Annotated in this window: 11 protein-coding genes and 1 pseudogene; 6 read left to right on the top strand and 6 right to left on the bottom strand. The window is 68.3% G+C overall.

All coding sequences use genetic code 11. From position 1 onward, the window contains the following. Window positions 1-161: 161 nt before the first annotated feature. The 4 genes and pseudogenes from D7W82_RS41120 to epsU all read left to right on the top strand — a co-directional run bounded on the left by D7W82_RS41120 (window position 162) and on the right by epsU (window position 3,391). Window positions 162-338 (top strand): hypothetical protein, encoded by a 177-nt coding sequence (locus tag D7W82_RS41120; protein WP_167508149.1) that lies wholly within the window; start codon window positions 162-164, stop codon window positions 336-338. Between the two features lie 23 nt (window positions 339-361). Further along, window positions 362-667 (top strand): annotated as a pseudogene (locus D7W82_RS42240) (PleD family two-component system response regulator); the annotation flags it as partial. An 82-nt stretch (window positions 668-749) separates the two neighbouring features. Then, a complete protein-coding gene (gene epsV, locus D7W82_RS35425; RefSeq protein ID WP_233588135.1) occupies window positions 750-2,123 on the top strand; it encodes a PCP family exopolysaccharide biosynthesis protein EpsV in 1,374 nt (457 codons plus the stop codon). Between the two features lie 56 nt (window positions 2,124-2,179). Beyond that, a complete protein-coding gene (gene epsU, locus D7W82_RS35420) occupies window positions 2,180-3,391 on the top strand; it encodes an exopolysaccharide biosynthesis GT2 family glycosyltransferase EpsU (RefSeq protein ID WP_120622536.1) in 1,212 nt (403 codons plus the stop codon). Between the two features lie 72 nt (window positions 3,392-3,463). On the opposite strand, the gene D7W82_RS35415 is transcribed toward epsU, so the two are convergent. The 4 genes from D7W82_RS35415 to epsH are packed head-to-tail and all read right to left on the bottom strand — an operon-like array spanning window position 3,464 to window position 6,157. Continuing rightward, window positions 3,464-3,943: a MerR family DNA-binding protein gene (locus D7W82_RS35415; protein ID WP_158617785.1), complete on the bottom strand. Its 480-nt coding sequence runs from the start codon at window positions 3,941-3,943 to the stop codon at window positions 3,464-3,466. After that, window positions 3,918-4,358 (bottom strand): hypothetical protein, encoded by a 441-nt coding sequence (locus D7W82_RS35410; RefSeq protein WP_120622534.1) that lies wholly within the window; start codon window positions 4,356-4,358, stop codon window positions 3,918-3,920. Before D7W82_RS35410 ends, D7W82_RS35415 begins: the two co-directional genes overlap by 26 nt. A gap of 49 nt (window positions 4,359-4,407) precedes the next feature. Beyond that, window positions 4,408-4,836, bottom strand: coding sequence for a hypothetical protein (locus D7W82_RS35405; RefSeq protein WP_120622533.1), 429 nt, complete (start codon window positions 4,834-4,836; stop codon window positions 4,408-4,410). A gap of 10 nt (window positions 4,837-4,846) precedes the next feature. Further along, window positions 4,847-6,157, bottom strand: coding sequence for an exopolysaccharide biosynthesis glycosyltransferase EpsH (gene epsH / locus D7W82_RS35400; protein ID WP_120622532.1), 1,311 nt, complete (start codon window positions 6,155-6,157; stop codon window positions 4,847-4,849). 56 nt (window positions 6,158-6,213) lie between these two features. On the opposite strand from epsH, the gene wzy reads away from it, so the two are divergent. Then, complete coding sequence (gene wzy, locus D7W82_RS35395; RefSeq protein WP_120622531.1) at window positions 6,214-7,779, top strand: exopolysaccharide repeat unit polymerase; 1,566 nt, start codon at window positions 6,214-6,216, stop codon at window positions 7,777-7,779. Here the strand turns inward: wzy and D7W82_RS35390 are convergent. Next, window positions 7,776-8,315: a hypothetical protein gene (locus D7W82_RS35390; RefSeq protein WP_233588134.1), complete on the bottom strand. Its 540-nt coding sequence runs from the start codon at window positions 8,313-8,315 to the stop codon at window positions 7,776-7,778. The two genes, wzy and D7W82_RS35390, sit on opposite strands and share 4 nt — an antisense overlap. A gap of 98 nt (window positions 8,316-8,413) precedes the next feature. On the opposite strand from D7W82_RS35390, the gene D7W82_RS35385 reads away from it, so the two are divergent. Then, entirely contained in the window at window positions 8,414-9,139 is a 726-nt protein-coding gene (locus D7W82_RS35385; protein ID WP_158617784.1) for a RusA family crossover junction endodeoxyribonuclease, read from the top strand. A 125-nt stretch (window positions 9,140-9,264) separates the two neighbouring features. Here the strand turns inward: D7W82_RS35385 and D7W82_RS35380 are convergent. Beyond that, a partial coding sequence (locus tag D7W82_RS35380) for a cation diffusion facilitator family transporter (RefSeq protein ID WP_233588133.1) occupies window positions 9,265-10,348 on the bottom strand: 1,084 nt, incomplete at its 5' end.

The raw sequence follows: 10,348 nt of genomic DNA, 5'->3' as shown, positions 1-10,348 counted from the left end.
CGGTGTGGGCGCGGGTTGGACGGTGAACCGGTGGATGACCCTGGAGGTGGACACCCGCGCGGCCTGGACTCGCTCGCCCGACGTGGAGGCGGCCCGCACGGTGTGGTCCGCGACGCTGGGACTGACGGTCCAGAAAACGGGTATCCTCTGAGCCTCCCGCCATGGCGAAGCTCATCCTCCTGTCCGTCCTCATTGCCACCATCGCGCTGCCCGGTGCGGCCGCGCGCGATGCGCATCCGTGGCGGGGGATGAAGAAGGCCATCCTGTGGGTGGCCCTCTTCAACATGGCGTACGCATATGGCGTGCTCGTCCTCGTGCCCAGGTACGGGTTCGGGTGAGGGAAGGAAAGGCGTCAGACGTGATGGAGCTCCAACAGCTCACCGTCCTCCTCGTGGAGGACTCTCCGATGTTCCGCGTCATGCTGCGTGACATGCTCCAGCAGATGGGCGTGAAGAACGTGGTGGAGCAGCCCAACGGCAAGGCCGCCATGGAGTACCTTGCGAGCGGCGAGCTCAAGCCGGACCTCGTGTGCCTGGACCTGACGTTGCCGGACGTGTCCGGCTACGACGTCTGCGAGCACATCCGCCGCACGCCCGCCATCGCGCACGTGCCGGTGCTGATGGTGTCCGCGCGCAACCTGCCGGAGGACAAGGCCTACGCGGAAGAGGCCGGCGCGTTCGTCTCTTCGCGCTCGGGGACGTACGGCGGACCTCATCGACTGGGGCTTCCTGTTCGACGGGCTGGGCTTCGTGCGCAGGGCCATCTTCCGGCACTGGTTCCTGGGGCTGTGCATCGTCGCGGTGATGGCGGGGCTGGGTTCGGCGGCGGCGAAGCTGATGCCGCGCAAGTACCACGTCGAGACGCGGATGCTGACGTACCGCAACCTCATCATCTCCTCGCTGGTGAACCCGGGCCGCTCCATCCCGGTGGAGGCGGATCAACCCACGCGCGCCGCGTGGGAGATGGTGCTCAGCCGCGGCAACCTCAAGTCCGTGGTGAAGAACGCGAAGCTCATCGAGTACTGGGACCACATGCGCTCGCCCTTGAGCCGCATGAAGGAGCAGTACCTGAAGAAGGCGCCGCCTCCCCTGACGGACGAGGAGAAGGAGGAGGCGCTCATCGCGATGCTGGAGACCAGCCTCATCGTGATGGCGGAGGGCGGCAGCGGCACGGTCACCATCGGGGTGGACTGGAGCGACCCGCAGATGGCCTTCAACATCGTGGAGGCCGCGGCGCAGAACTTCCTGGACATGCGCCACGAGTCGGAGATGGGCGCCATCTCCGAGTCCGTGAACATCCTCCAGGGCCAGGTGGCCAACGAGGCCGCGAACATCAAGCAGGCCATCGCGGACCTGGAGCGCGCGGTGCGGGCCGCGGACGCGCGCCGGAAGAAGAAGGAAGCGGACCCCAAGCAGGCCAGCGCGCGGCAGGCGCTGCTGGCGACGGACCACGCGCTCGCGCAGCTGAAGTTCCTGGTGCAGGCCAAGCGCCGCGCCATCCGCGACGTGGAGGAGTTCCGCGGCCGCCGCCTCACGGAGCTGCGCGCGCAGTTGGCCGAGCAGCGCGTCGTCTTCTCCCCGCAGCACCCGGTGATTGTCGATTTGGAGCAGCGCGTGGCGACGATGCAGGCGGACTCGCCGCAGCTGACGTCCCTGCGCTCCGAGGAGCAGTCGCTCATCCAGGAGTACCTGCGCATGGGCGGCACGGACGTGGATTCCACGACCGAGGGCACGAGCCTGGCGGCGGGCTTTGGCGCGCCCATGGCGGGCGCGATGCTGGGCACGCCGGATGATCCGGAGGTGGCGGTGGCCACGGACCGGATGCGCATGGTGGTGATGCGGCACCAGGAGAAGCTGCGCCGGTTGGACCAGGCGCAGACGGAGCTGGAGATTTCGAAGGTCTCCATGAAGCACCGCTACAGCGTGCTGCTGCCGGCGCTCTTCCCGGAGAAGCCGTCCAAGCCGAACCCGAAGCTCATCGCCATCGCGGGCGTGGTGGGCGGGGTGGCGCTGGCGGTGTTCGCGGCGGTGGCGCTGGACATCCTGCGCCGCCGGGTCCTGGAGAAGTGGCAGGTGGAGCGGCTGCTCAAGTTGCCGGTGCTGGCGGAGCTGGAACGGCGCTGAAGGTTCGTGCGCTCGGCCGTCCTTGAAGATGGCGCGGGCGCGGGGGTGACACTGTCGTGACGGTCTGGACCTGGGTGGACGTGGCGCTGTGCGTGGGACTGCTGCCGGTGGTGGTGGGCTGTGGCTACCTGCTGCTCCTGACGCTGTTGTCGGGGCGCAAGGCGGCGCCGGTGCCGCCGTCGCCGGCGGTGCGGAAGTTCGACGTCATCATCCCCTCGCACAACGAGGAGCTGGGCATTGCCCGGACGGTGGCGAACCTGTCCGCGGTGGACTACCCGGCGCACCTGCGGCGCATCATCGTGGTGGCGGACAACTGCTCGGACGCGACGGCCCAGAAGGCGCGGGAAGCGGGCGCCACGGTGCTGGAGCGCCAGGACGCGGAGAAGCGCGGCAAGGGCTACGCGCTGGCGCACGCCTTCGAGCACAGCCAGCGTGACGGCTTCGCGGACGCGGTGGTGGTGGTGGACGCGGACACGGTGGTGTCGGCGAACCTGCTGCACGCCTTCGCCCGCCGGCTGGAGGACGGGGCGCACGGCGTGCAGGCGCACTACGGCGTGATGAACCCCACGGCGTCGTGGCGCACGCGGCTGATGACCATCGCGCTGGGGATGTTCCACCGCGTGCGCTCCATGGGGCGCGAGCGGATGGGCGTGTCCTGCGGCCTGCGCGGCAACGGCATGTGCTTCACGCACGCGGTGCTGAAGCAGGTGCCGCATGACGCGTTCAGCGTGGTGGAGGACCTGGAGTACGGCATCCGCCTGGCGCGCGCGGGGCACCGCGTGCACTACGCCTGGGAGGCGGAGGTGCTGGGCGAGATGGTCACGGCGGAGAAGCAGAGCCGCTCGCAGCGCCAGCGCTGGGAGGGCGGACGCGCGCAGATGCGCAAGCTGCACGGGTGGCCGCTCTTGAGCGACGCGCTGAAGCAGAAGAGCGGGCTCCTGCTGGACCTGTCCATGGACGTGCTGGTGCCGCCCCTGAGCCAGCTGGTGCTGGCGACGGTGGCGGGCTCGGTGCTGGCGGCCGGCGTGGTGTGGCTGTCCGGCGGCACGGCGGTGGCGGCGTCCGCGCTGGCGTCGTTCGGGCTGATGTCGCTGGCGCTGTACGTGCTGCGCGGCTGGTGGGTGTCCGGCGTGGGGGCTCGCGGCCTGCTGGACCTGGCGTGGGCGCCCCTCTACGTGGTGTGGAAGGTGTGGCTGATGGTGCGCGGCCCCGGCGCGGAGAAGCGCGGCGAGTGGGTGCGCACCACGCGTGAGGCGGAGCGGCGGTAGCGCGCGTCCGCTCGGTGGGTCCGGGCGCAGGGGTCTCCCCTGCGTACCGTGGACTCCGGGCTTGGGGCGCGCTCAGCCGGTCCGCGTCTTGAGCGCCGGCCGCCGGGCCTGGCGCTTCGCTGGATGCGCGGGTGCGCCGAGCGACGCCTGGATGGGGCACACGGTGTCCGGAGGGCAGAAGCCCTCGGCCATCAGTGTCGTGATGGCGCGACGCATGCGGCGCAGGTCGTCGATGCGCGCGTCGATGGCCTGGACCTTCGCTTCGGCGAAGCGGGCCACGTCGCGGGTGGGGGTGCCGCGCCGGTCGGTGAGGGCGAGCACGGCGGACACCTCCTTCAGCGTGAAGCCCAGCTCCTGCGAGCGGCGGATGAAGCGCACGCGGATGGCGGCGTCCGGGCCGTAGAGGCGCTGGCCGCTCTCGCTGCGGTCCATGGGCAGCAGCAGCTTGCGGCGCTCGTAGAAGCGCAGCGTGGACAGCTTCACTCCGGATTCACGGGCGAGCGCGCCGATGCGCAAGGGGACTGCTTCAACGGGCCGTCGCGGGGATGCCACCACGCCACCTCCTGGCGCCGAGGATGACACCGCCCTGGGCGAACATCCACGCCAGCTCCAGCACGAGGAACACGACGAGCACCCGCGTCGCGCCCTGGGTGAGCGACCACGCCATCCAGGTGGAGAACAGCGCCCGGCCCGCGGTGTCCACGGCGCCGTTGAACGCGGTGGGATGGACGAGCCGCACGACGGACCACAGCGTCACGATGGTGCCGAACAGGGCCACGAAGAACAGGTGCGTGGACGTGAACGCGGGGAGCGGCTCGCCGCCCAGGCCCAGGGCGTGATGCACGGTGCGGATGCCCGCGAGCACCGCGTCCGCGGTCCACGGCGTGGCGAAGGGGACGGTGACGAAGAAGTCGTAGAGCGCGCTGGCGAAGACGACACGGCGAAGCAGGGACGGTTCAGGGTTCATGCGAAGGACCGTAACCCCTGCACCTTGGTGCAGAGGCAAGGGCCTCCGCTCAGGCGCCCGTCGCGGGGGCCACGCTCCGCCTCGCACCGAGCAGGAGCGCGCCCTGCACGAACATGCCCGCGGCCTCCATCACGAGGAACACGCCAAGCACCTGAGATGCCCCCTGCATGAGCGCCAGCACCATCCACGCGGAGACGAGGCCCCGGCCCACCGTGTCGATGGCGCCATTCAGGACGGTGGGCTGGAGGACTCGGACCAGCGCCCACATGACGGCGAGCACCCCGAAGAGGGCGACGAAGAACACGTGCATGGGCATGAAGGCCGGCACGGCCTCACCGCCCAGCGCCAGGCCCTCGTGCGCCCAGCCCATGACGCCCACCATCGCGCCCGCCGTCCACGGCGTGGCGAACGGAAGCGTGACGCACAGGTCGTAGACCGCGAAGCCACGGACGGCGCGGCGAAGCAGGGAGGAGCTCATCCCCCGGCCTTCAGTCCGCCAGCGGCATTCCGAAGTCCGGCTGGCCGCGCTCGCCGGACACCCAGCGATACACCTCCAGCACCTGCTCCGCCTTCGCCTTCCAGGTGAAGTGCTTGAAGATGCGCGCCCGCGCGCGCTCGCCCATGGGGCCAATCACGGACGGATCCGCGACCAGCTTCTCCAGGACTCCGCGCACGCGCTCGACGATCTCCTGCGGCGTGCCCATGGGGATGGCGAAGCCCGTGGACGGACTGACAATCTCTCCCGGACCGCCGTAGTCCATCACGATGGGCACCAGCCCCAGCGCCATCGCCTCCGCCACCACCGCGCCGCCGAACTCGCGCACGCTCGGGAAGCCGAAGAGGTGGTTCTTCGACAGGCGGCCCTGCAGCTCCTGGTGCTTCACCCAGCCCGCGAACGTCACGCCGCTCTCCAGGCCGCTCCTCGCCACCTGCGCGCGCAGGTTCTGCATCTCCGCGCCGTCGCCGATGAGCTCCACCTGCACCTTGCCCTCGCGCACCAGCGGCGCCGCCGCGTCGATGAGCATCGCCATGCCCTTGTACGGCACGAAGCGCCCCACGAACGCCACCCGCAGCGGCTCACCCGGCTTCGGCGGCTCCGCCTTCGACGAACCGAAGCGCCGCACGTCGATGGCGTTCTCCGGGATGTAGACCACCTTGTCCTGGTACTCCCGCGACAGCTGCGCCCGCGTCGCCCGCGAGCCCATCATCAGCGCCGCCGCGTGCTTCCGCGTCGACTTGTAGAAGGGCATCAGCTTGTAGACGTCCCGGATGTAGCTCAGCCACTCGCGCTCACGCACGCGCGCGTCCCCGAAGCCCTTGGGCCACGGCAGGCCGCCGTTCATGGGGCCCATGATGAAGGGCACCCCCGCCTCCGCGCACCGCGCCGCCAACGTGCTGGGCGTCGTGGGGCTGATGGGCGTGTAGCGGTGCACCACGTCGAATTCCTTCGCGCGGATGCGGTCCCCGAAGCGCCGCCAGAGCAGCTCCTCGAAGTAGTAGTACGGCAGCACGCTCAGCGCCGTGGCCGTCGTCCAGCCCACGCCCGCCTTGCCGCGCAGCACCTCGCCCACCTTCTCCAGCGGGCGCTCCACCGGCGTGGAGTCCAGGGCCGTGAAGTCCCGCCCCTCAATCAGCCCCTGCTTGAGGATGTTCTCGCGGTTTCGGACCTGGGTGACCAGGTGCACGTCCGCCACCTCGGCGAGCGCCCTGGCCAGGGACCAGCCTTCCAGGGGGACGCTCACCCAGTCTGGGTTGCACAGCTCAGCAATCAGGAGGACGCGGGGTCGGGTGCCAGCCATACGCCTTCCGCATCTATCCCAACCCGGGCCCGGGATATAGCCTCCCCCCCGCTCGAATGGCCTTCAAACCCTCGCCCGCCGCCTGGCTCCAGTACATCGTCATGGTCGTGGGCCTGGGCGCCGTCACCCTGGGTGCGGCTGCCGTGGGTAACGGGGACCCCATCGTCACCCTGGCGCCCGTGCTGGCGCTCACCGTGGGGTGGGTCATCCTCAAGGTGCCGCTGCGCTACCTGGCCATCACGGTGCTCTACCTGGTGCTCGCGGTGGACTACACACCCGAGCGCCCCCAGTCGATGTTCTGGCCGTCGCCGCTCTTCCCGCTGGGCAAGCTGCTCTTCACGCAGATGCATGAGCTGGTGGGCATTGGCGCCCTGCGCTTCCCGCTCATCGACGGGCTCATCATCGGCTCCATTGGCATTGGCATCTACCGGCGGGCCACGAAGTCCAAGATTGATCCGCCGGTGGTGCCCATCCCCCGTCCGCTGGCGGTGGTGCTGGCGATTTCGTTCTTCTCCATCATGTGGATGGAGGTGTGGGGCATCGCGCGGGGCGGGGACATCAAGAACTCGCTCTGGCAGTGGCACCAGGCGGCGGTGCTCCCGCTGATTGCGATGATGTACCACTACAGCCTGCGCGGGCCGGAGGACTGGCCCCTGGTGGCGAAGACCATCGTCGCGGCGGCGCTGACCAAGTCCGCGGTGAGCACCTACTTCGCGCTCGTCATCGTGCCGTCGCAGCACCTGGAGGTGGAGTACACGACCTGCCACTCGGACTCGATGACGTTCATCTTCGCCATCAGCGTGTGCATCATGCGCTGGCTGGAGCGGCCCAAGTCCGGCCACGCCATCCGAGGCATCCTCATCATCATCCTGGTGTTCATCGGGATGTTCTTCAACGACCGCCGGCTCGCGTACGTGAGCCTCGTGGGCGGCCTGGCCGCGGCGTACTTCTTCAACCCGTGGACGCCGCTGAAGAAGTTCATCACGCGCGGGCTCATCGCGTGCTCGCCGCTGCTGGTCGTGTACTTCCTGGTGGGGTGGAGCTCCAACAGCAGCGTGTTCAAGCCGGTGGCGACCTTCCGCTCCATCATCGAGGGGCAGCACGCCGAAGGAGAGCTGGACTACCGCGACATCGAGAACCTCAACCTCATCGCCACCTGGAACACGAACCCCGTGTTCGGCACGGGCTACGGGCACGAGTTCCTGGAGCCCTACCCGCTGCCCAACATCGCGTTCGTGTTCCCCACGTACCGCTTCCACCCGCACAACTCGCTGTTGGGCCTCCTGGCCTTTGGCGGGTGGTTCGGGTTCACGGGCGTGTGGATGTACCTGGTGGTGACGGTGTACCTGGCGGCGCGCGCGTACCATCGAGCGTACGCGGCGGAGCACCGGACCGCGTGCCTGCTCATCGTGGGCGTGGTGGCGTCCTACCTGAACCAGGTGTTCGGAGACATGGGCATCATCTCGTACATCTGCACGTTCCAGGTCGCGGTGTGCTCGGTGCTCGCGGGCAAGCTGGCCATGGTCACGGGCGCGTGGCCCTGGCCGCAGCGGGAGAAGGTGCTGGGCCTGACGCGCGCGGCGCCGGAAGAGGCGCCGCCCTCGGGTGCGACGGCGGCTTAGCGCTGGATGGACAGGATGCGCCACTGGCGCGTGTCGATGGCGTACGTAGCGCTCGCGTCCGTCACGGGCCCTTCGGAGTTGCAGGCGTCCTGCCGGGGCACGAAGCGCACGAACATCACGCCCTCCGGCCCCGGCGCCGTCCACACGTCGAAGGAGTCCCGCCGGTAGAGGCACAGCTCGTCCGCGGTCGCGCCCTTGTGCGGCTTCACATCCAGCGGCCGGAAGTCATCCATCGCCAGCTGCGTCGCCACCGCCACCAGGGCGGGCGTCTGCGTGCGCCCCTCCGCGGGCAGCTCCAACGGGAACTGGAAGCGGGCCATCTCCGCGTCGGAGGCGCGTGCCGGCCGGATGGGCCGCGCGAAGAGCACGCAGCCGGAGAGGGGCAACGCCAGCAGCGCCGCGAGCCCGCGCTTCACCCACACCCGCCGCGATGACGAACCCTGGCGCCCCATCGAGTCCTCCACGGGCGTGATGAAGCCCGTGTCCTTGTCCGCTTCGTGGATGTACCCGATGAGCTTCCTCGCTTGGTCTCGCATCCGGGACTCAAAATACCCCCAAAGCAGGCAAGCAGCTCATGCGAACATACCTGGAAGTTTACCTACCCCAATTGTGTCGGGATTTGTGGAGGCTCAGAATGTCTAGGCAGGAAGAAGAGGATGAGAAGGAGTTCAACCGGATTCTAAGTGTCAGCCAGTATGACGAGCCTCCCATATTCGGACGGCTACAGTTCAATGTGAAATCCCCTGTTGCCTCTGTGCAGTCCTCGAAGGAGAAGCTGAAAATCTTCCAATCCGCAATCCGTGCCCAGACGGCACAATACAAATACCTTTTGAGCGGAGATGTCAGGCTCGAAATCACCTGCTTTCTCGACAAGGAAAAGCGCCACGAGTCTGATGCAAGCGCCGACTTAGACAACATACTCAAGCCCATGCTTGATAGCCTTGCGGGCCCCGAGGGCATCCTCATCGACGACAGTCAAATTCGTTCATTGGGCATCAAGTGGCTGTCATCAAGCTCTTCGGATGACTTCGTCGACTTAGACTTCGAATTTTTAGATTCTGACTATATTCCGAAGGACGGCTTGGTCTTCGTCAACCTCGACCGCGCTCTTTACTTGCCGGTAAACACCGGCTTGCCACGTGCCGACCAACGCATTTATTGGCTCTTGATGCTGTGCCTGTTCCGCGGGGCCAAAGTGCTTAAGCAGTTGACCGGGAACTACAACATCTCGCATGGGGCCATGATGGCACAGCGCAAGTTCCACCGCACACGGCTCAAAGGCTTCACTGTCCTCTCTCGACGCGACTACGGCAAGTATCTGCGAGGAGGTCCGCTCCCCGTGGCTCCCGCCAAAAAATAGTTTGGCTATGTAGCGTCCTGCTCGCACCAAGCGCCCCTCGCCTGTTTACGAAATACGCTTCCGCCACTACAGGGGCGTGAGTTCTTCTTTGAGGATGCCTATAGACAAGGCTCGTGCTCGCTCACTCACCCGGTCCGGGCGCGGAGCTCCGCGGCCTCGGCGGCGGCGGCGGTCAGGTGCTCCAGCTCCAGGTCGATGTGCTTCGCCTGCGGGATGGCGCGGCGGACCTCCGCCTCGATGGCGTCGATCTCCTCGCTCAGGGTGCGGATGAGGTGCCGGGCCGCGTCCGTCAACGCGCGCTCGCGCTCCGCGCCCACCGGGGGCAGCCCCTGCGCGGGCAGGGCCTCCGCCAGCCGGGCCGCCACGAAGGACTCGCTGAAGCGCAGCTCCGCCTTGAACTGGTAGGACTCCGGCGTGAGCTGCCGCGTCTTCACGTCGTGCAGGTCCGCCAGGCTGACGCGCGCGCGCAGCAGGTCCTCGAAGCGCTGCTCCACGTCCGCGGGCACCGACCGGCCGAGCAGCAGCTCCCGGTTCGCCACCATCAGGTAGATGGCGATGAGCCCCAGCAGCACGCCCACCGTGAGCGACGCCAGCGCGTCCCACAGCGGGTTGCCCGTCACGTGCGCCAGCGCGATGCCCGCCGTCGCCAGCACCAGGCCCAGCACCGCCGCGCCGTCCTCCAGCAGGATGGCCACCGACGCCGGGTCGGCCTTCGTCCGCACGAAGCGGAAGAAGGGCTCGCCCGCGGCCTGCTTGAGGAGCCCGCGCACCGCGAACAGCAACACGCCGCCCTCGATGAGGAACGACAGCCCCAGCACCCCGAACGTCACCGGCCCCGTCTCCGCCACGTGCGGGTGCAGGAGCGACTGGATGCCGTGGTAGACCGTCACGCCGCAGCCCACGAAGAAGATGCCGGACGCGGACAGGATGCCGAAGATGAAGCGCTCGCCTCCATAGCCGTACGGGTGCGAGTCGTCCTCCACGCGCGCCGCCCGCTTCAGCCCCAGGAACAACAACACCTGGTTGCCCGTATCCGCCGCCGAGTGGATCGCCTCCGACAACATCGCCCCCGACCCCGACAGGAGGAAGGCGATGAACTTGATGAACGTGACCAACACGTTGCCGGACAGCGCGGCGATGACAGCCTTGAGCGACGAAGCAGGAGCGGACATGGAGGTGCCAAACCTACCATGGGGCGCCCTCCCGCCC

It is taken from the genome of Corallococcus sp. CA049B (assembly GCF_003611685.1).
GTDB classification, from domain to species: domain Bacteria; phylum Myxococcota; class Myxococcia; order Myxococcales; family Myxococcaceae; genus Corallococcus; species Corallococcus coralloides.
Note: the sequence above shows the minus strand (reverse complement) of the source record. Positions and strands in the feature narration are given on the sequence as shown.

Bases quoted from the DNA above. Each gene is read 5' to 3' on its own strand.
- D7W82_RS35390 (WP_233588134.1), bottom strand. From the start codon at position 8,315: ATGCGAGACCAAGCGAGGAAGCTCATCGGGTACATCCACGAAGCGGAC.
- epsH (WP_120622532.1), bottom strand. From the start codon at position 6,157: ATGGCTGGCACCCGACCCCGCGTCCTCCTGATTGCTGAGCTGTGCAAC.
- D7W82_RS41120 (WP_167508149.1), top strand. From the start codon at position 162: ATGGCGAAGCTCATCCTCCTGTCCGTCCTCATTGCCACCATCGCGCTG.
- D7W82_RS35410 (WP_120622534.1), bottom strand. From the start codon at position 4,358: ATGAACCCTGAACCGTCCCTGCTTCGCCGTGTCGTCTTCGCCAGCGCG.
- wzy (WP_120622531.1), top strand. From the start codon at position 6,214: ATGGCCTTCAAACCCTCGCCCGCCGCCTGGCTCCAGTACATCGTCATG.
- D7W82_RS35385 (WP_158617784.1), top strand. From the start codon at position 8,414: ATGTCTAGGCAGGAAGAAGAGGATGAGAAGGAGTTCAACCGGATTCTA.
- D7W82_RS35405 (WP_120622533.1), bottom strand. From the start codon at position 4,836: ATGAGCTCCTCCCTGCTTCGCCGCGCCGTCCGTGGCTTCGCGGTCTAC.